This window comes from Pseudomonas sp. TWR1-1-3, assembly GCF_049896805.1.
GTDB lineage: Bacteria > Pseudomonadota > Gammaproteobacteria > Pseudomonadales > Pseudomonadaceae > Aquipseudomonas > Aquipseudomonas bubulae.
In genome coordinates, this window is the sequence record NZ_JAFCUZ010000002.1 from 512,091 (window position 1) to 532,343 (window position 20,253).

Annotated in this window: 21 protein-coding genes; 13 read left to right on the plus strand and 8 right to left on the minus strand. The window is 57.7% G+C overall.

The features are described from left to right. Positions 1 to 24: 24 nt before the first annotated feature. Complete coding sequence (dinG, locus tag ACP7BE_RS09860; protein ID WP_095002975.1) at positions 25 to 2,169, minus strand: ATP-dependent DNA helicase DinG; 2,145 nt, start codon at positions 2,167 to 2,169, stop codon at positions 25 to 27. Positions 2,170 to 2,267: 98 nt separating this feature from the next. Between dinG and ACP7BE_RS09865 the strand changes: the two genes are divergently transcribed. Next, positions 2,268 to 2,732: a CopD family protein gene (locus tag ACP7BE_RS09865; RefSeq protein ID WP_095002974.1), complete on the plus strand. Its 465-nt coding sequence runs from the start codon at positions 2,268 to 2,270 to the stop codon at positions 2,730 to 2,732. Between the two features lie 744 nt (positions 2,733 to 3,476). Here the strand turns inward: ACP7BE_RS09865 and ACP7BE_RS09870 are convergent. From ACP7BE_RS09870 to ACP7BE_RS09880, 3 genes are all read right to left on the minus strand, one after another. Next, entirely contained in the window at positions 3,477 to 4,235 is a 759-nt protein-coding gene (locus ACP7BE_RS09870; protein ID WP_095002973.1) for a hypothetical protein, read from the minus strand. After that, entirely contained in the window at positions 4,228 to 4,506 is a 279-nt protein-coding gene (locus ACP7BE_RS09875) for a DUF1145 domain-containing protein (protein WP_315262324.1), read from the minus strand. The genes ACP7BE_RS09870 and ACP7BE_RS09875 overlap by 8 nt, the downstream gene beginning before the upstream one ends. Before the next feature lie 126 nt (positions 4,507 to 4,632). Then, the gene (locus ACP7BE_RS09880; RefSeq protein WP_095002971.1) at positions 4,633 to 5,325 is read right to left on the minus strand and encodes an OmpA family protein; all 693 of its coding nucleotides are present in this window, start codon (positions 5,323 to 5,325) and stop codon (positions 4,633 to 4,635) included. 157 nt (positions 5,326 to 5,482) lie between these two features. On the opposite strand from ACP7BE_RS09880, the gene ACP7BE_RS09885 reads away from it, so the two are divergent. From ACP7BE_RS09885 to ACP7BE_RS09915, 7 genes are all read left to right on the plus strand, one after another. Continuing rightward, positions 5,483 to 5,980 (plus strand): DUF6231 family protein, encoded by a 498-nt coding sequence (locus ACP7BE_RS09885; protein ID WP_095019457.1) that lies wholly within the window; start codon positions 5,483 to 5,485, stop codon positions 5,978 to 5,980. Between the two features lie 4 nt (positions 5,981 to 5,984). Beyond that, positions 5,985 to 6,461, plus strand: coding sequence for a YchJ family protein (locus tag ACP7BE_RS09890; protein ID WP_426105691.1), 477 nt, complete (start codon positions 5,985 to 5,987; stop codon positions 6,459 to 6,461). A 22-nt stretch (positions 6,462 to 6,483) separates the two neighbouring features. After that, on the plus strand, positions 6,484 to 6,969 hold the full coding sequence (locus ACP7BE_RS09895) for an LEA type 2 family protein (protein ID WP_095002968.1): 486 nt from the start codon (positions 6,484 to 6,486) through the stop codon (positions 6,967 to 6,969). Positions 6,970 to 6,976: 7 nt separating this feature from the next. Next, positions 6,977 to 7,186, plus strand: coding sequence for an SEC-C metal-binding domain-containing protein (locus ACP7BE_RS09900; RefSeq protein WP_086795965.1), 210 nt, complete (start codon positions 6,977 to 6,979; stop codon positions 7,184 to 7,186). A gap of 202 nt (positions 7,187 to 7,388) precedes the next feature. After that, positions 7,389 to 8,030, plus strand: coding sequence for a glutathione binding-like protein (locus tag ACP7BE_RS09905; RefSeq protein WP_095002967.1), 642 nt, complete (start codon positions 7,389 to 7,391; stop codon positions 8,028 to 8,030). Between the two features lie 80 nt (positions 8,031 to 8,110). After that, a complete protein-coding gene (locus tag ACP7BE_RS09910; RefSeq protein WP_426105694.1) occupies positions 8,111 to 10,573 on the plus strand; it encodes a penicillin acylase family protein in 2,463 nt (820 codons plus the stop codon). Positions 10,574 to 10,738: 165 nt separating this feature from the next. Then, entirely contained in the window at positions 10,739 to 11,860 is a 1,122-nt protein-coding gene (locus ACP7BE_RS09915; protein WP_426105696.1) for a succinylglutamate desuccinylase/aspartoacylase family protein, read from the plus strand. 12 nt (positions 11,861 to 11,872) lie between these two features. Here ACP7BE_RS09915 and ACP7BE_RS09920 read toward each other — a convergent pair whose 3' ends face one another. After that, complete coding sequence (locus ACP7BE_RS09920) at positions 11,873 to 12,079, minus strand: hypothetical protein (RefSeq protein WP_095002964.1); 207 nt, start codon at positions 12,077 to 12,079, stop codon at positions 11,873 to 11,875. Between the two features lie 93 nt (positions 12,080 to 12,172). Continuing rightward, complete coding sequence (gene dcd, locus ACP7BE_RS09925; RefSeq protein ID WP_016779707.1) at positions 12,173 to 12,739, minus strand: dCTP deaminase; 567 nt, start codon at positions 12,737 to 12,739, stop codon at positions 12,173 to 12,175. A 352-nt stretch (positions 12,740 to 13,091) separates the two neighbouring features. Here dcd and ACP7BE_RS09930 point away from each other — a divergent pair, with 352 nt between their 5' ends. Beyond that, positions 13,092 to 13,301 (plus strand): cold-shock protein, encoded by a 210-nt coding sequence (locus tag ACP7BE_RS09930; RefSeq protein ID WP_002554837.1) that lies wholly within the window; start codon positions 13,092 to 13,094, stop codon positions 13,299 to 13,301. Positions 13,302 to 13,499: 198 nt separating this feature from the next. Here ACP7BE_RS09930 and apbC read toward each other — a convergent pair whose 3' ends face one another. Next, positions 13,500 to 14,594, minus strand: a complete 1,095-nt coding sequence (apbC, locus tag ACP7BE_RS09935) for an iron-sulfur cluster carrier protein ApbC (protein ID WP_095002963.1) — start codon at positions 14,592 to 14,594, stop codon at positions 13,500 to 13,502. A 181-nt stretch (positions 14,595 to 14,775) separates the two neighbouring features. Between apbC and metG the strand changes: the two genes are divergently transcribed. From metG to ACP7BE_RS09955, 4 genes are all read left to right on the plus strand, one after another. Then, positions 14,776 to 16,827, plus strand: coding sequence for a methionine--tRNA ligase (gene metG / locus ACP7BE_RS09940; RefSeq protein WP_095019461.1), 2,052 nt, complete (start codon positions 14,776 to 14,778; stop codon positions 16,825 to 16,827). A gap of 204 nt (positions 16,828 to 17,031) precedes the next feature. Beyond that, complete coding sequence (rsxB, locus tag ACP7BE_RS09945; protein ID WP_426105700.1) at positions 17,032 to 18,024, plus strand: electron transport complex subunit RsxB; 993 nt, start codon at positions 17,032 to 17,034, stop codon at positions 18,022 to 18,024. A gap of 58 nt (positions 18,025 to 18,082) precedes the next feature. Then, positions 18,083 to 18,721, plus strand: coding sequence for an endonuclease III (gene nth, locus ACP7BE_RS09950; RefSeq protein ID WP_095002960.1), 639 nt, complete (start codon positions 18,083 to 18,085; stop codon positions 18,719 to 18,721). A 106-nt stretch (positions 18,722 to 18,827) separates the two neighbouring features. Further along, positions 18,828 to 19,010 (plus strand): PA3496 family putative envelope integrity protein, encoded by a 183-nt coding sequence (locus ACP7BE_RS09955; RefSeq protein ID WP_016779702.1) that lies wholly within the window; start codon positions 18,828 to 18,830, stop codon positions 19,008 to 19,010. Between the two features lie 85 nt (positions 19,011 to 19,095). Here the strand turns inward: ACP7BE_RS09955 and ACP7BE_RS09960 are convergent, their stop codons facing one another. Then, positions 19,096 to 19,722 carry a response regulator transcription factor gene (locus ACP7BE_RS09960; protein ID WP_095002959.1) on the minus strand — a complete coding sequence of 209 codons (627 nt, stop codon included), beginning with the start codon at positions 19,720 to 19,722 and terminating at the stop codon, positions 19,096 to 19,098. Between the last annotated feature and the right edge of the window lie 531 nt (positions 19,723 to 20,253).

Consider the following 20,253-nt stretch of genomic DNA (forward strand, 5'->3'; position numbering starts at 1 on the left):
GTCGACGATAACGCCGACCCGCGCTTAAGAAATTTCGCGCCTGAACGGCGGCAGTGCATTCAGAATCGCCTTGCCATAGCGCTGGGTGACCAGGCGCCGGTCCAGCAAGGTGATGGTGCCGCGATCCTGTTCGGTACGCAGCAAACGCCCGCAAGCCTGAACCAGCTTGAGCGAGGCATCAGGCACGGATATCTCCATGAAGGGGTTGCCACCCCGGGCCTCGATCCACTCGGCCAGGGCCGCTTCGACCGGATCATCGGGTACCGAAAACGGTATTTTGGCGATCACCACGTGCTCGCAGTAGGCACCAGGCAAATCCACGCCTTCGGCAAAACTGGCCAGGCCAAACAACACACTGGAGTCCCCGCCATCGACCCGCGCCTTGTGCTTGTTGAGGGTTTCCTGTTTGGACAGGTTACCCTGGATAAACACTTGCTTGCGCCAGTCGCGCTCCAGGCCGTCGAATACGTCCTGCATCTGCTTGCGTGATGAAAACAGCACCAGCGTGCCCCGCGAGCCTTCGACCAGCGCGGGCAAGTCACGAATGATCGCCGCCGTATGAGCCGTAGCGTCACGGGGGTCGGCTTTGAGGTCAGGCACTCGCAACACACCGGCATCAGCATGATGGAAAGGGCTGGGCACCACCGCCGTCACGGCTGTTTTGGGCAGGCCGGCACGCATGCGGAAACGGTCGAAGGTGCCCAGTGCTGTCAGGGTGGCGGAGGTCACGAGTACCCCATAGGCCACGTTCCACAGGTTGCGACGCAGCATCTCGGCGGCCAGGATGGGGCTGGCGTTGACCTCGATATCAAACAGCGAACCGCTTTCAGCCAGGGTCAGCCAGCGCGCCATGGGCGGGTTGTCTTCAGGGTCCTCGACGGTGAACGCGGTCCATAGCTCCCAGTTACCCTGAGCCCGGGACAGCAGGCTGCCAAACAGCGGGTACCATTCCTCGGCCTGGTTGCTGGTGATGCCGATATTGACCTCGCCATCCATGCCGTCCTTGAGAATCTCGGTAAGACGGGTGAACAGGTCGGTCAGACGCGAGAATCCTTTTTTCAACTCGATGCCCATTTCACGCATGTGATCGGGAATCAGGCCGCCAATAAAGCGATGGCGCGGACGCTCGCGACCCTCGGGCTCTTCGCCGACTTTAAAGTCGGCGATCTGCTCGCAGGCAGTGAACATGAACTGTTGCTGGGCCTTGATTTCTTTGGCCAGCTCCGGCACTTGCTCCAGCAAACGCCCCAGGTCGCCGGGCAACGGGTGTTGGGCCAACAGTTTGGTAAGGTTCTTGGCGGTTTGCTCCAGCCAGTCGGCGGTGGAGCGCAAACGGGTGTAGTGGGCAAAATGGCCAATGGCCTTGTCCGGCAGGTGATGGCCTTCGTCAAACACATAGACCGTGTCACGGGGGTCAGGCAATACCGCGCCCCCGCCCAACGCGAGGTCGGCGAGCACCATGTCGTGGTTGGTGACGATCACGTCCACCTTGCTCATGCCTTCCCGGGCCTTGTAGAAAGCGCACTGGCCGAAGTTGGGGCAATGACGGTTGGTGCACTGGCTGTGATCGGTGGTCAGGCGCGCCCAGTCCTGGTCTTCAAGGGCCTGGGGCCAGCTGTCGCGGTCGCCATCCCACTTATTGCCAGCCAGCTTTTCGATCATGCTGGTGAACAGCTTCTGGCTGGCCTCATCGACTTCGATCTTGAAGCCTTCTTCCTCGAACAGCTGCGCCGTCGCGGTTTGCGCGTGGCCCTCTTGCAGCAGCATGTCGAGCTTGGACAGGCACATATAGCGGCCACGGCCCTTGGCCAGGGCAAAGCTGAAGTTCAGCCCGCTGTTGCGCATCAGGTCCGGGAGGTCCTTGTAGACGATCTGCTCCTGCAGGGCGACCGTTGCCGTGGCAACCACCAGGCGCTTGCCCGCGGCCTTGGCCACAGGAATGGCGGCCAGGCAGTAAGCCACGGTTTTGCCGGTACCGGTGCCCGCTTCTACGGCGACCACAGCCGGGTCGCCACTGCGGTGGTTTTCTTCGTCGGTGTCGATATCGCCCAGCACCTTGGCCACTTCAGCGATCATCAGACGCTGACCGTAACGCGGCTTGAGGCTCTTGGATTCGAGAAAACGCGAGTAAGCGCCCTGGATCTGAGTTTTGAGTTCGGTACTAATCATGGTTCTTCGGGCGCAAGAAACGCTGGATAAATTTTCAGTGGTTCGAATGACCGCTATCATACCCCGCTAATTCATCCCGCGCCGAACGGAGTACCCCAATGACCGCCTTTGCCCTCGCCTACAGCCTGCATGTACTGGCCGCCCTGATCTGGGTGGGCGGCATGTTTTTCGCCTGGATGATCCTGCGCCCGGCGGCTGTCACGGCCCTTGAAGGCCCGGCGCGGTTAAAACTGTGGGTAGAGGTGTTCCAACGTTTTTTTGTATGGGTGTGGATCGCAGTGGTGATTTTGCCGATAAGCGGTGTAGGTCTTCTGCAAATGCGCTTCAACGGTTTTGAAACGGCGCCGCGCTATGTGCAGATCATGATGGGCTTGTACATCGTGATGGTGGCGTTATTTATCCGCATTCAATCGCTGCAGTTGCCTGAGTTGCGCAAGGCTGTCGAAGCCCAGGCTTGGGCTGACGGGGCAGCGGTAATGGGGAAAATTCGCCGGCTGGTAGGGTGCAATCTGATTGTGGGGCTGGTGTTGGTGGCAATTGCGGCGGCTCGGCCGACTTTTTAAAAGCCGGATGGGTGTAGCTGCCGAAGGAACGAGGCGGCGTCCGGCTGCGCAGCAGTCGTACAACCATTTAATTACGGGGTATCAGAGGGTTCGTGTTTGCAGTGTTTGCGACGACGACAGCAAGGCATTTGGCCTTTAATATCAGGCGTTTCGTACGACGTTTCGTTTTCGTTTCCGTGAAACTTCCTAGAAAATCCCGTTCGCTTGCGCCGCTTAAAATCGGGGAATAGTCTCGGCCCATCGCTGCAAAGCTGGCCAAGGGTTATGTCGACAAGTTGCTGGACACGCTGGTAACGCACTGAAGCAGCACGCGCCTGATTGGCGACAGGCACGTCGTTTATTTATACGTAGCTGTGCCGCAAATCAACTGATCCACCGGTTACATATCCGGCATTTGCGTCTAACTGAAATATTGGTTTCGCTCTTACAGCGAGTCACTTTGCAAAAGCGGCAAAGTAACCAAAGCGCTTGCGGCCCATCGTACGGCCTTCGCTGCGCTCAGGTTCACTCGCTCCGGTCCTGTTCCGTGGGCACGCCGCCACGGGCCATCCATGGCCCATCGCGGCTCTCCCGGCATCCATGCCGGTCGACCCACTCCACAGAACCTCCACTCGCCCTCCCGGGAGGGCAGGCAGATCAAAAGCACAGCGCCCCCGAGGCGGCCGACCGGCCGGCCTGTTTGGAGTGAATGTGTTGCGCAATCTGCGCTTAGCGCCTCAGCGGATATTGCGTGCCGTGCACAGGTTACAACCGCTGGATAGTCACAGCACCTGCCGTACCCGCTTCCCCCGGCTGCCCGGCCAGGCCCGGCTTGCCGGACTTGCCGCCATCGGTGCGATACACCACACAGCCCTTGGCTTTGCCGCCTGCGCCAGCCCGTCCGGCCTCGCCGGGCTTGCCGCCCGTACCGCCGTCAACCCGCACACGGACTTGTTCGGCCGGGTAGTCACGCGGCAGCTCAACCCGCACCTGCCCGCCGGCCGCACCCGGTTGCCCGTTACCTCCATTGTCGCCATTGGCTCCGGAGCCCGCCGCGCCCCAAGTACAGCCTGGCTCTTCGCCATTACCGCCATCAAGCCCGGCAAAACCCGGCGCTCCCGTACCGCCACGGGCATCAATGGACAGTTGCGGCGCTTGCAGTGACTCAATCCGCAGGCTCAGGTCCCGGGCTGGCCGCGCAGGCTTTTCAAAGGTACCGGTGGCGCCACGGGCATTGATCTGGCTGCCCTCGCCCAGTTCGGCACGCGCCACCCGCAGCGCGATGCCGTGCTCGGCAGGAACGATAGTGATGCGTGCTTCACGACCCAGCTGCAGTTGGTCGATATCGACCTGGGTGATCCCCGCTGGAATCAATAACGTCCCGTAGTCAGCAACATCGAGCTTTTCCAGGCGCAATACACTGACGTTAGCGGGCAGGCGCATCATCGAGTTGGCCTCGACCGAGACGACCTCGGCCTGAGCAAAAGGGCTGCACAAGGCAGCCAACAAACATAACTTACGCATGGCTGGCATCTCGTTCGCGGGAGGCAGGAAGGGTATGTGCGTGAAAAATTCCAAACACAAGAATCAACAGGCGATCACGCCAGGGATGGCGGCGGCCTTGCAGGCGACCTTTGAACAAGAGCACCTCAAGCACATGGGTCAGCACCAACAGGCTGCCAACAAGGTTGATCAGCACATCGAACGGGTAGACCAAGGGCTGGTACAGATTACTCAGCACCAAGGCCCAAACTATCAGTGTCAATGCTTTACCCAGCCCCCAAAGCACCCTCATACATCCGCCTTTAGCATGTTCTTTGGCGCACATTAACGGCTTGTACAAGCAGGACGCCATAGACCGTCATAAAAAGATTCGCCGCAACTTCGACTGGCCCGGGCAAAACCGCGGCGATACCAAGGGTTAACGAATGATCAGAATCTCGGTACGTCTGTTTTGGGCGCGGCCCTCAGGGGTCTGATTGCTGGCCACAGGGTTCGACTCACCGGCTCCCTCCACGGAAACAAACTGGCTGCGCGGTACACCGCTGTCGATCAAGTACTCAACCACCGACTGCGCCCGTGCCTTGGACAGTTTCAGGTTGTAGGCCTCATTGCCCACACTGTCGGTATACCCTGTGACCTTCAACTGGGCGTTGGCGGCGTCTTTTTTCAGGCGCGCGGCTATGATATTGAGCTTTTCCTTGTCCGCCGCAGTCAACCGGGCAGAGTTGAATTCGAAATTCACATCACGTACTACAATGGCCTCTTGCTTGACGACCACCACTTCTTCAACCACCACGACGGCCACAATCGGGCAGCCCGCAGCATCGACTTTCACGCCTTGGGGCGTATCAGGGCACTTGTCGCGACTGTCCGGAACACCGTCGCCATCCGCATCGCCGTCACCGTGTACCCAACAGTAAGCCGCGGCCATGCCCGCACCGAATACGGCACCACCCCCCGCCCAGGCCGAGCTTTTTATTGCACCCAAGGCCGCCCCGCCCACACCGCCGACTGCAGCACAGGTGGGCCAGTCAGTTTTTTGCAACCCGGCACAGCCCGTTAATACGCCGGTGAGAACAACCAGAGGTACTGCTGTTCTTATGATGCTCATAAAAGGGTCTCTCCTGAGGGTCGGCGTTTGGCCGATGCAAGGCAAAGTAAAGACTGCGCTCAGGGTATGCGCCAGCAAAGTGACAGTAGCGGCAACAGCCCACTAGGCCGCGCGGCTTGCGCAGGCTAGTCTTGGACGCTCTAAGTGAGGACCTTCGATGACGCCCGGTATTTCTACACGTACACCCCAGCAAGCGCTGGCGGCCTTGCTGGATCGTTATGCGCCACAACGCCTGCTCGTGGTCGGGGCCAGCAGTTTCCCGGCACTGGCCGCCTTCGAGGCTGCGCACCCCGGCGCGCAGGTGGCCCGAGCAGCGCCTGGCCCGTTGCCCGAAGACCTGGCAGCGCAACGCTTTGACCTGGCACTGGTGATCGACTGCCTGGAGCACCTGCCCAAAAACAGCGGGCTGCAATTGCTGGGCGGCATTCGCAACCTCAATGCCAGTCGCATTGCCGTGCTGGCGGATCTCACAGCCTGCAATTGGAAAGAAACCGACTTTTACGCCCTTGCTTTACAAAGCAATGAGAGGTTTCAGCGTGACGAGCAAGTCCTGACGCTCTTTACTTACGACTTGCGCGAATACAAACAAGTACCCGACTGGCTAAACGCCAGGTTTTGGGCAAACCCGGAAAACTTTGGCAAGTATTGGTGGTAACCCGATGAGCACATCCATTTGCCCCTGCGGCAGCGGCAACCTGCTGGAAGCCTGCTGCGGGCACTATCATGACGGCCACCCGGCCCCGAGCGCCGAAACCCTGATGCGCTCACGCTACAGCGCCTATGTATTGGGGCTTGTCGACTACCTGGTCAGCACCACCCTGCCTGTGCAGCAAGCCGGGCTGGATCGCCAGTCCATTGCCGACTGGAGCGCGCAGAGCACCTGGCTGGGCTTGACCGTTGAAAGCAGCGAAGTGTTCGGCGGCCAACCGGAACACGCCTTTGTGACCTTTACTGCACGCTGGCACCACGCCAATGGTGAGCACAGCCACCGCGAGCGCTCATCCTTTGTGCAAAGCGCCGGGCGCTGGTACTTCATCGACCCCACCGTACCGCTCAAGGTCGGGCGCAACGACGCTTGCCCATGCGCCAGCGGGCTGAAGTTCAAAAAATGCTGTGCCGGTTTTTTCGGTCAATAGGCTGGACTCTGAGGGTTAAACAATGGACGTGCGGGCCCGAACAATAAAAACAATCGCCCTGGCCATGCTGCTGATGGTATCGGGATGCACCTCCTGGTTCGACTCAGGCGACAAGGACCCGGACGTGCATCTGGAAAAAGTCGAACTGGTGCAGGCCAAGCTGCTGGAGCAGCGCTTCAGGCTGCATTTTCGGGTCGACAACCCCAATGACTCGACACTGACCGTACGCGGCCTGAGCTATGCCGTGTATCTGGGCACCATCAAGCTGACCGAAGGTGAGAACGAACACTGGTTCAGCGTGCAACCCAACAGCAGCGCCATGTACGTGATACCGGTGCGTACCAACCTCTGGCCGCAGGTGCGCCCGCTGGTCAATTTGCTTGAAACACCCGACCAGCCCATCCCCTACCGACTCGAGGGCACACTGCAAACCGGGCTGTTCTACGGTTACGACGTGCACCTGACGCGCAAAGGCGAGATAATCCCCGGCGATTTTATTCCAGAGTGATTGAGCAATGACCCAACAACCCCACGTTCATGGCCCCGACTGCAACCACGATCATGATCATGGCCACACCCATGACCACGATCACGGTCATGTACATGGCCCGCATTGCGGCCATGCACCTCAAGAGCCTGTGCGCAACGAGCTGAAAGACGTTGGCCGCAACGATCCCTGCCCGTGCGGCAGCAGCAAGAAATTCAAGAAGTGCCACGGCGCCTGATCCCTCGGGACGCTTTGCAAACGCCGCACAGGGTCCAGTGTCCTGTGCGGCGTTTGAGTTTTTGCTTTATGAAAAAGTGCGTCACAAACCATGACCTGCTTTCATCCGACGCGCTTTTGGGGGTAAAACTGACAGCCCACAGTCGATGACCGCCTCTGATGGTCGTCAGGTGCTGGGTGAACATTCCCTTCTGGAGCCCTTCATGATCGATCTTTATTACTGGACCACTCCCAACGGCCACAAAGTCTCATTGTTTCTTGAAGAAGCTGGCCTGCCCTACAAGGTTCATCCGATCAATATCGGCAAGAACGAACAGTTTGCTCCGGACTTTTTGAAGATAGCCCCGAATAACCGCATCCCAGCCATTGTTGATCAGGCACCGGCCGACGGGGGCGAGCCACTGTCCTTGTTCGAGTCCGGCGCGATCCTGCTGTACCTCGCGGAAAAAACCGGGCAATTTTTGCCAAAGGACCTGCGCGGCCGGCAAATGGCCCTGCAATGGCTGTTCTGGCAAATGGGTGGCCTGGGGCCAATGGCCGGGCAAAATCATCACTTCAACCGCTTCGCACCGGAAAAAATCCCGTATGCGATCAAACGCTACACCGAAGAGACGGCCCGTTTGTATCGCGTATTGAACAAACAGCTGGAAGGCCGCGAGTTTGTTGCGGGTGACGAATACAGCATCGCCGACATGGCGATTTACCCGTGGATCGTGCCCCATGAATGGCAGGGGCAGAACCTGGATGATTTCCCGGCCCTGAAGGCCTGGTTCCAGCGAGTCAAGGCGCGCCCGGCTACAGAACGTGCCTACGCACTGGTGGATAAAATCAACCCGCCAAAGTAGTGCATATAGCGCTTGCACGGTGTCATCGGCCTCACTAACGTAGCGGCTTTCGATGACACCACCCCCGCAGGAGCTTTGCCATGGCCTCGCCAGCCTTTACTTCTTTACTACCCCGGTTCGGCGTTGCCGCGGCAATGGTCAGCCTGCTGGGCCTGGCCGGTTGCCAGATAAACAACCATGCCACTGAAAGCCTGGTGCCAGCCTCTGGCGTGCAACCGCTCAAGGGCCTTGCACAGAACGTGTCGGTACGCCGCAACATCCAGGGCATGCCGCTGATCGAAAGCAGCAGCTTCCATGACGCCCTGTTCACCCTGGGTTATGTGCATGCCGGTGACCGAATCAGCCAGATGGTGCGTTTGCGCTTGCTGGCCCAAGGCCGCTTGGCCGAGCTCAACGGCGTTGATGCACTGCAAAGCGACCGGTTGATGCGCACCGTCAATCTGAAAAAGAACGCTGACGAGCTTTATAAAAGCGCCTCACCGCGACTTAAAAAGTTTTTCGAAGTCTACGCTCGCGGAGTCAACGCCTACCTGTTCCGCTACCGCGACAAATTGCCGGCCGATCTGGCGCAGGCCAGCTACAAGGTCGAGTACTGGAAACCCGAGGACTCGGCGCTGATTTTCAGCCTGTTGAACTTCGGCATGTCGGTCAACCTGCAAGAAGAACTCAACGCCCTGGCCCTTACGCAAAAAGTCGGCACCGACAAACTGCCCTGGCTGATGCCAACCTATCCCAACGAAGCCCTGCCCAGCAGCGAAGCCGACAAGCTCAAGGGCCTGGCCCTGGGCAGCCAGTTGCAAGGCTTGAGCGGCGTGTCCCAGGCCCTTGAACAGGTGAAGCAACTGAGCCTGCCAGGTGTCACGGCATCCAGCGACTGGGCCATTGGCCCGCAGCGCAGCCGTAGTGGCAAGAGCCTGCTGGCCAACGATATCCATCAACCCATAGGCGTGCCTTCGGCCTGGAACTACGTGCAGATTCGCGCCCCCAAATACCAGGCTGCCGGGGCAACCATTGCGGGCTTGCCGACCCTGTTTGCCGGGTTCAACGGCAAGGTGGCATGGGGTATGAGCATGGCCATGGGCGACAACCAGGATGTGTTCCTGGAGAAGCTCAAACGCCAGGGCAGTAGCCTGTACTACATGGCGAACGGCAAGTGGCTACCGGCGACGGTGCGCAACGAAACCTTTTTCGTCAAAGGTCAGCGTCCGATTCGCGAAGTGATTTACGAAACCCGCCACGGGCCTTTGCTCAACAGCACCCTGGGCAGCCCCAATGCCCTGAACAGTAGCCTGGGCCTTGCCCTGCAAATCCCGGACTTGCAGGGCGACAAAACCCTCGACGCATTTTTTGACCTGTCCCGTGCCCAGAACAGCGAAAAAGCCTCGGATGCCAGCCGTGAAATCCGCGCTGTGGCGCTGAACCTGCTGTATGCCGACGCCAACCATATCGGCTGGCAAGTGACCGGGCTCTACCCCAACCGCCGTGAAGGGCTTGGCCTGTTCCCGTCGCCGGGCTGGGATGGCCGCTACGATTGGGAAGGTTACGCCGACCCGATGCTGCACCCCTACGACCAGGACCCGACCCAGGGCTGGCTGGGTACCGCCAACCAGCGTACGGCCGCCTATGGCTACGGCATGCAACTGTCCAACTCGTGGCTGTCACCTGAGCGCAGCGAACGCCTTGCGCAACTGGCAGGCAGTGGCAAACAGGACGCCCGCAGCATGATAGCCATGCAGTACGACCAGACCACGCTGTTCGCAGCCAAGCTGAAAACCATGTTCAGCGCCCCCGGCATGGCACAGCCTCTGAAACAGGCGATCGCGGCATTGCCCGCGCCAGAACAGGCCAAAGCCCGCGAAGCTCTTGGTCGGCTGATGGCATTTGACGGCAAGCTCGGCGCCAACTCGGCCGATGCGGCAGTGTACGAACTGTTTTTGCAGGAAAGCACCCGGCAGATCTTCCTGGATGAACTGGGCCCCGAGAACAGCGCCAGCTGGCAGGCATTTGTGGCCAACAGCAACCTGTCTTACCCGGCGGTAGCCGATCACTTGCTGGGCCGCGAAGACAGTCCTTTCTGGGACGATAGCCGCACCACGCAAAAAGAAGACAAACCGGCCATTCTGGCCCGCAGCCTGGCCGGGGCGATCAGCACCGGTGACAGCCTGATGGGTAACGATCACAAAGCATGGCAGTGGGGCAAGCTGCATCAGTACGTATGGCGCAATGCCAACGGCCAGACTGTTCGCGCCCCCGTTATGGCAGGCGGCGATCATACGACCCTCAATACGGCGGCCTACCACCTCGCAGGCGCAAACTTCGAGGTGACGCAGATACCGGCCATGCGCATGATCATCGACTTCGGCCAGGTCGAACCGATGATGGCGCAAAACAGCACCGGGCAATCGAGTAACCCGGCCAGCCCGCACTACACCGACGGTATCGATCCGTGGCTCAAAGGGCAGTACATCAGCTTCCCGATGCAGCCGCAGAACTTCGACAAGACCTACGGCAAGACCCGTCTGACCCTGGTTCCGGGCAAGTAACCGAGAGCCACAGCCTGCCCTCTCATGCACAAAGCCGGGAGAGGGCATATGCTGAGTAAAAGGTGCAATTTTTCATTTGTATGTCGCCCATAATATGCTTCGATTGGGGCGACTGGCACAGCGCTACTGTCTGGCCATCTGAACTTGGCTCACAAGGACGTCTCCATGCAGCGACATCAAATTCATCCTTTGCTGGCACCTGTCCCGGGCACTGAACGGCTTATTCACAGTTTTCATTACGGGCCTGCCCAGCCCCGAGGCAAGATCTATATTCAGGCCTCACTGCACGCGGATGAATTGCCCGGGATGCTGGTCGCCTGGCACCTCAAGCAGCGCCTTACAGAGCTTGAGGTGGCGGGACGGTTGCTCTTTGAGATAGTCGTGGTACCAGTGGCCAACCCGGCTGGCCTTGAGCAGGTCTTGATGGATATCCCGCTGGGGCGTTACGAGCTGCAAAGCGGGCAGAACTTCAATCGTAACTTCCTGGACCTGAGCACGCAGATTGGTGATGAGCTTGAAGGCCAGCTCAGCGATGATCCCGCACAGAACCTGCAGTTAATCCGCCGTCGCTTGCGCGAACTGCTGTCAGCGCAAGTGCCGACAACGCAGTTGCACTCCCAGCGCCTGACCCTGCAAACGCTGGCCTGCGATGCCGATATGGTGCTGGACCTGCACTGCGACTATGAGGCCGTACCCCACCTGTACACCACGCCTGAAGCCTGGCCGCAGGTCGAACCGCTGGCGCGCCACCTCGGCGCTCAAGCCAGCCTGCTGGCAACGGACTCCGGCGGGTTGTCGTTCGATGAGTGCTTCACCCTGCTGTGGTGGCAACTACAGCAGCGTTTCGGTCATTGCTATGCGATTCCCCAGGGCAGCTTTTCCGTAACCCTGGAATTACGCGGCCTGGCAGATGTGAACCACAGCCATGCAGGGCACGACTGCCAGGCGCTGATTGATTATCTGATCGATTTTGGCGCGATTGACGGAGAATCCGTGCCTTTGCCACCCCTTCTCTACCCCGCCACCCCTTTGGCCGGTGTAGAGCCCGTGGCAACACCGGCAGGCGGGCTGCTGGTGTTCAATGCCAGGCCGGGGGAGTATCTGTGCGCTGGCCAGTTGATTGCCGAGATCATTGACCCCATCAGCGACAAGCTCACACCGGTTTACTGCGCCAGCGCAGGTTTGCTGTATGCCCGCTCTCAGCGGCGAATGGCCACCGCAGGCATGGTGATTGCCCACGTGGCAGGCCGCGAAGCCTATCGTAGCGGTTATCTGCTATCGCCTTGAGCCACTACCGGATCAGGCAACCGGCGCAGGCGGAGGCTCGTCAGGCAGCGTTGGCACGCCCGGTTCGGGTTCGATTGGTTGCGGGCTGTCCGGGTCAGGCTGGCCGGGGATGCCACCTGCATGCAGCTGTGGAAAGGCCAGCAGAGACCAGGCCAGCAGCCCGACCTGATTGGGCTCGAGGTTTGCCAGTTGGGCGCGGATACTCGGATCAATCTTCATAAGGCACTCCTGAGCGATGATCCGGCTCGCTGGATGCGTAACCGGAAATACACTCAATAGAGTGCATTTGCGCTCAAGAATTCCCTCTGTTCGTCAGGTGCGAGGCAAGGTCACGCCGCGCTGGCCCTGATACTTGCCGCCACGGTCCTTGTACGACACTTCACACTCTTCGTCAGATTCGAAGAACAGCATTTGTGCCACGCCTTCATTGGCGTAGATCTTGGCCGGCAATGTCGTGGTGTTGGAAAACTCCAGGGTCACATGACCTTCCCACTCGGGCTCAAGTGGCGTCACGTTAACAATGATGCCGCAACGCGCGTAGGTACTTTTACCCAGGCAGATGGTCAGCACATTGCGCGGAATACGGAAGTACTCAACGGTGCGTGCCAGGGCGAAGGAGTTGGGCGGGATGATGCAAACGTCGCTGGTGACATCGACAAAGCTGCCCGCGTCGAAATTTTTTGGATCAACGGTCGCCGAGTTGATATTGGTGAAGACCTTGAACTCGTTTGCGCAACGAACGTCATAGCCGTAGCTCGAAACGCCGTAGGAGATCAGACGGTTCTCGCCTTCTTCACGCACCTGACGCTCGACGAAAGGTTCGATCATGCCGTGCTCTTGCGCCATGCGGCGAATCCACTTGTCTGGTTTGATGCTCATGGCGGGTGTCCTGAATAGCGAGGTAGAAAATTCTGTTGGGCATCTTACCGCCCCCCAAGGCCCTGTTCAAAAATCTGGGGAAAAAATATCGAAATTAGCTTGAGATCCCCTGAATACAGGGTGTGAGGGCAACCGTCAGTCACGTTTTTGGATAATCCTTCGCAAAGACCCTTTGCACGTTCGGAAAAAAGCGTTAAGGTGGCGCCACTGTGTTGCTTGTGTCACTGAGAATCTCTACACGATATGTTGAATTTCGATCCAACCATCTCCAAGAATTTTTCCTGCTCTTTGCACTCAGTCTCGGCCAGGGCTTTTCCTGCGTCGCAGTTATCTTTGTTCAAGGAGTTACACCATGTCTAATCGCCAAACTGGTACCGTTAAGTGGTTCAACGATGAAAAAGGCTTCGGCTTCATCACTCCACAATCCGGTGACGACCTGTTTGTTCACTTCAAAGCAATCCAATCCGACGGCTTCAAAAGCCTGAAAGAAGGCCAACAGGTTTCTTTCATCGCTACTCGCGGTCAGAAAGGCATGCAAGCTGAGGAAGTTCAAGTTATCTAACTTGTACTGATCCAGTAAAAAACCCCGCCCTTAAAAGCGGGGTTTTTTTATGCCCGTAATAAACCCAGGCACGATTTTGTAGTCGCTTACGAGGCACGAGGCGGCGATGGGCTGCATAGCGGCCCCAATTTCTGAAGGCCCTGGGGGCCTTATCGCAGCCTCGTACCTCGTCAGCGACTACAGGTATTGCATCGCAATTCAGTCGTCAGTGGTCGTAATGGTCGGCATAGCCTGCGAAGCCGCTTCATGCAGGACAATACGCGCGCCCACCTGTCGGGCCAGCTCCTGATAGATCAAGGCAACCGGGCTGTTGGGGTCAGCCACCGCTGTTGGCTTGCCATTGTCGGCCTGCTCGCGGATTTCCATCGACAGCGGCAGCGAGGCCAGCACCTCAACGCCATATTGCGTTGCCAGCTTCTCCCCCCCACCCTCACCGAACAGATGCTCTGCGTGACCACAGTTCGAGCAAATGTGTACCGCCATGTTCTCCACGACACCCAGCACCGGAATGTTGACCTTGCGGAACATCTCGACACCCTTGCGTGCATCCAGCAAAGCCAGATCCTGCGGCGTGGTCACAATCACCGACCCGGTCACCGGGACTTTCTGTGCCAGGGTCAGCTGGATATCGCCGGTACCCGGTGGCATATCAATGACCAGGTAATCAAGGTCATTCCAGGCCGTTTGTGTCACCAGCTGCAGCAACGCACCCGACACCATCGGACCGCGCCACACCATCGGCGTGTTGTCGTCAGTCAAAAAGGCCATCGACATGACTTCAACGCCATGGGCTTCGATGGGCACGAACCACTTCTGATCACGAATCTTCGGCCGCGTACCTTCAGCGATGCCAAACATCACGCCCTGGCTCGGACCATAAATATCCGCGTCCAGAATCCCCACCCGCGCACCTTCACGGGCCAGCGCCAGTGCCAGGTTGGCTGCGGTGGTGGACTTGCCGACACCGCCCTTGCCGGAAGCCACGGCCACAATGTTCTTCACATTGGCCAGGCCCGGGATTTGCGCCTGCGCCTTGTGCGCCGCAATCACGCAGTTGATCTCGACCTTGGCCGAGGTCACGCCATCCATGTTTTCGATGGCGGTTTGCAGGATCTGCGCCCAGCCACCCTTGAACAGACCGGCGGCATAACCCAGTTCAAGCTGAACACTGACGCGCTCACCCTGAACCTCTATGTTGCGGATGCATCCGGCACTGACCGGATCCTGATTCAGATAAGGGTCGGTGTATTGGCGAAGGACGGCCTCCACCGCTGCGCGATTAACTGCGCTCATGGGCAACTCCCGTAAAGACTGAGTAAAACAGGCCGCTATCGTACCTGTAATAAACCACCGGCAGCAGGCTTTTGAACCGCTCAAAAACAGCACAAACGATCAGATACGCCAGCACGGGGTGAAATATATTGCCCGGCGCTTTATAGTGGCCGACCACCGTCTCATCAAGTAGCCGAGCCCCATGTCCGAGCCACGCAATATCTTAGTCACCAGCGCCCTGCCCTATGCCAATGGTTCAATTCACCTTGGCCATATGCTTGAGTACATCCAGACTGATATGTGGGTGCGCTTCCAGAAACTTCGCGGCAATCAGTGCACTTATGTCTGCGCAGACGATGCCCACGGCTCGGCCATCATGTTGCGCGCCGAGAAAGAAGGCATCACCCCCGAGCAACTGATCGCCAATGTCCAGGCTGAACACAGCGCCGACTTTGCCGAGTTCCTCGTCGATTTCGACAACTTCCACTCGACCCACGCCGAAGAAAACCGTGAGCTGTCGAGTGCGATCTACATCAAGCTGCGCGAAGCCGGGCATATCGCTACCCGCTCGATCACCCAGTACTTCGACCCGGAAAAGAAAATGTTCCTGGCCGACCGCTTCATCAAGGGCACCTGCCCTAAATGCGGCACTGACGATCAGTACGGCGACAACTGCGAAAAATGCGGCGCCACCTACGCGCCAACCGATCTGAAGAATCCCAAGTCCGCCATCTCCGGCGCCACTCCGGTGCTCAAGGATTCCGAGCATTTCTTCTTCAAGCTGCCCGACTTCGATGCCATGCTCAAAAGCTGGACCCGCAGCGGCGCCCTGCAGGATGCTGTAGCCAACAAGATCGCCGAATGGCTGGATACCGGCCTGCAACAGTGGGATATCTCCCGCGATGCGCCGTACTTCGGCTTCGAGATCCCGGACGCGCCAGGCAAGTACTTCTATGTATGGCTGGACGCACCAATCGGCTACATGGCCAGTTTCAAGAACCTCTGCGCCCGCCGTCCGGATCTGGACTTCGACGCGTACTGGGCCAAGGACTCCACCGCCGAGCTGTACCATTTTATCGGCAAGGACATCGTTAACTTCCACGCCCTGTTCTGGCCAGCCATGCTCGAAGGCGCAGGCTATCGCAAGCCTACTGCCATCAACGTTCACGGTTACCTGACCGTCAACGGCCAGAAGATGTCCAAATCCCGCGGCACCTTTATCAAGGCCCGCACCTACCTGGACCACCTGGCACCGGAATACCTGCGCTACTACTACGCCTCCAAGCTGGGTCGCGGGGTTGATGACCTGGACCTGAACCTGGAAGACTTCGTACAGAAGGTCAACTCGGACCTTGTCGGCAAAGTGGTCAATATCGCCAGTCGTTGTGCAGGCTTTATTCACAAGGGTAACGCCGGTGTGATGGTCGAGGGCAATGCTGCTCCCGAACTGACCGAAGCGTTCCTGGCCGCCGCACCCAGCATTGCCGAGGCCTATGAAGCCCGTGACTTCGCCCGTGCCATGCGTGAAATCATGGCGTTGGCCGACCGTGCCAACGCCTGGATCGCTGACAAGGCTCCTTGGGCAATGGCCAAAGTTGAAGGCAAGCAAGCTGAAGTTCAGGCGGTCTGCGCACTGGGCATCAACCTCTTCCGCCAGCTGATCATCTTCCTCAAGCCGGTCCTGCCAGTTTTGGCTGCCGATGCAGAGGCATTCCTGAATGTCGACCCCCTGACCTGGAACGATCACCAGGTGTTGCTGGCCAACCACCAATTGAACGCATTCAAGCCATTGCTGACCCGTATCGACCCGGTCAAGGTCCAGGCCATGACCGATGCTTCGAAAGAAGACCTGGTCGCCAGCCAGACCGACACCGGCAGCGCTGCACCACAGGGCAACGGCGAACTGGTCAAGGAGCCGCTGGCCGCAGAAATCGAGTTCGATACCTTCGCTGCCGTGGACTTGCGCGTCGCGCTGATTCTCAAGGCCGAAGCGGTTGAAGGTGCCGACAAGCTGCTGCGCCTGACCCTGGATATTGGCGACGAGCAACGCAACGTGTTTTCGGGAATCAAGAGCGCCTACCCGAACCCGGCCGAGCTTGAAGGTCGTCTGACCATGATGATCGCCAACCTGAAGCCACGCAAAATGCGCTTTGGCATATCTGAAGGCATGGTGATGGCTGCCGGCCCTGGCGGTGAAGAAATTTACCTGCTCAGCCCGGACAGCGGCGCCAAGCCAGGTCAGCGCATCAAGTAACACTGCCCCTTTGCACCGTCTGGTGGCCTGCAGGCCACCAGACGCTGTTCATCAGTAGCCGCCCCTCCCGTCATGCCGGATAATCAGCCGTCTTTACCGAGCTGAACGATCTTGCACCCACGCTTGACCGTCACGCCCCTATTTATCTCTGCGCATGTTGAGCGTCGCCCAGATGCGACCCGCTGTAGCTGGACTGATCACACCATGAGCCTGATTCAACGTATTGATGCTTTACTGCCGCAAACTCAATGCGGGAAATGCGGCCATCCTGGCTGCAAACCCTATGCGCAAGGTATTGCTCAAGGCGAGGCAATCAACAAGTGCCCGCCTGGCGGTGCCGAAACCATTGCTGCACTGGCCAGCTTGCTCAGGGTTCCCGTACTGCAACTGGATACCGATCGCGGCCAGGCCCCACCGCAAGTGGCCTATATTCGCGAAGCCGAATGCATCGGCTGCACCAAATGCATTCAGGCCTGCCCGATCGATGCCATTCTTGGCGCCGCCAAACTGATGCACACCGTGATTATCGATGAATGCACCGGTTGCGATCTCTGCGTTGCGCCATGCCCGGTGGACTGCATCGAAATGCACCCGCTGCCTGCCAATGTCATCCCGATCGTCGGCGGCCTCGCTCAGAATGAAGAGCAGTTCAACGCCCGTAACCAGAAACGCGAGCATGCCCGCAAGCGCTTCGAGTCGCGCGACGAACGCCTGCGCCACGAAGAGCTGCACAGGCAAGCTGAACGCCTTGCCCGTGCCCAGCGCCCGCCTGCAGCAACCCTCAGCGGCACGCAAACGGATTTCCCCGGGGCAGCATCAGGCAGCCTCAATGACGCCGCACTTAAAAAAGCCAAGGTCACTCTGGCCATGGCCCGCGCGCAATTGAACAAATCGTTGAAGGCCTTCGGGCATCCGCCAACCGCACAGCAGCAATCTCAGCTGGTTATTCTGCAACAGCAGTTTGAATCCGCGCAGCAGGCACTGGCTCAACTGGAGTCAATGCCCCTGGCCGCCACACCCGCACCGATAGCCAATACTGCCGAACTCAAACGGGCAAAAATCCAGCTGGCCATGCGCCGCGCCGAACTTAAAAAAGCCATGAGCCAAGAGGTGTCCGGCACCGAGCTGACACTTTTGGCTGACGCTGTCACTCAGGCAGAATCCGCACTCAATGCGCTGGATCCGGGCAAGACTTGAAAAAACCATATAAGCGCCCCACCGTTTATCGGACTGCTCTTCAGGAACGTTTTTAACCATGAACGCCGTAAAGCGCCTTGAAATATTTCGCCGGTTTCACGAAGACAACCCTGAACCTAAAACCGAACTGGCCTATTCATCGCCTTTTGAACTGCTTATCGCCGTGATCCTGTCTGCACAGGCCACTGACGTCAGCGTTAACAAGGCAATGGCCAAACTGTTTCCGGTCGCCAACACACCAGAAGCCATCTACGCTCTGGGAGTGGAAGGACTGTCGCACTACATCAAGACCATTGGCCTGTATAACAGCAAGGCCAAGAACGTGATCGAAACCTGCCGTTTATTGATTGAGCGCCATGGCAGCCAGGTCCCACAGACCCGAGAAGAGCTTGAAGCACTGCCCGGGGTAGGTCGTAAAACGGCAAACGTTGTGCTCAATACAGCTTTCCGGCAACTGACAATGGCTGTAGACACCCATATTTTCAGGGTCAGCAACCGAACCGGTATTGCCCCTGGCAAAAACGTGGTGGAGGTCGAAAAAAACCTCATGAAGTACGTACCAAAACCCTACCTGCTGGACGCCCATCACTGGCTTATCCTGCACGGGCGCTACGTGTGCCAGGCGCGCAAGCCTCGGTGCGGCAGTTGTCGCATAGAAGACCTGTGCGATTTCAAGGAAAAAACCTCTGATGATTGAGTGATAGGCGTTCTATGGGCTGATCGATTGAGAAAATCTTTTTTACCCAACGAGCGATTATCGCTATAAGGGGCGCCATTAGCTGTCTTAGCCTGGAGTGAATTGAATGAGCACTGGCAAAGAAGAACTGGAAGTAGAGGAAGATTTCGCAGTCGTCGATTCGGACGAAGTCGTAGAGCCTGTTGTCGAGGTCGCTAAAACCAATCTGGCCAAACGCCGCACCATTGACGCACTGCTGGAAGAAAAACGGCTCAGAAAAGAGCTGGAAGATTATGGATACGACCTGTAATCCCGGAGATACGGCATCAAAAGCCTCCTGTTGTGGAGGCTTTTGCTCAGGGGGCTTGGGGTATTACATCTTCAAGCCCCTCTCTTCACACCAGGCCATTGCGCTGTGCCAGCTCAATCAAATCTACAAGTGAACGGGCATTAAGCTTCAATAAAAGGCGCGTTTTGTAGGTGCTCACCGTTTTATTGCTCAAAAACATGCCATCCGCAATTTCCTTGTTACTCTTTCCACGTGCCAACTGCTGCAACACCATCATTTCTCGCCCAGAAAGGCGATTGACCATATCTGCCTCACTGGCATTCCCCAAGCTTGAACGTACTGAGTGCAAGGCTTGATTCGGGAAATAACTGTAGCCAGACAGTACGGCCTTGATTGCACTCAACAGTTCAGTCAAGTCCTGCTGCTTGCATACATAACCGGCTGCACCGGCTTGCATGCAACGCATGGAAAAGTGACCCGGGGCTTGTGAAGTCAACACCAGCACCTTGATAGGCACTGCCGGTGTGGACAACCGCGCTATAACTTCAAGCCCGTCAAGCCTAGGTATTCCAATATCCAGAATTACGATATCAGGCGCATATTCACGCGTAAGCTGCAAAGCATCCACACCATTATCCGTCTCTGCAATAACCTCGTAGCCATGTCGTTCCATGAGCATACGCACAGCAAGACGAATTACAGGATGATCATCCACGATCAGCACTTTATTCATGGGCCATTCCAATTTATCGCTGTTCGAATTTTCAGAACCAGCACCATAGCCTAGTCGCAACAAACTGGGCATAGCACCCCCTCAAGCATCAACAACCAAAGACATTTCCTACAAATATTGGAGATCAACCCTACAGATATCGCCCATTGAAACGCCCCCCACACACTTTCGTCACAAGCTGCCAGACATGGGAAGACCGAAACTCAAGAAAGCGCCGAGAATTAAAATAAAAACCCAACATAGAACTGCAACACTTTCACACAGATAACGAAATCGTACCCACTTAAGACACATTCAAAAAACCAGATATAAAACACATTCAAAAATCTGACCAAACAGCCTGACAATCCAACTACATACCCCACCCCCATGGCCTGCCGCCCAAATAAAATGCCCCACCCACATTAAAAACCACAAAAAACACAGTGACAAATCTCAATGTTCATTCAAATTAAATCTACTATTTTTCCAAGGGAAAATATTACAATTTCATGCTTACAGAATCGGACTACAAATCATTAGGAAAACACC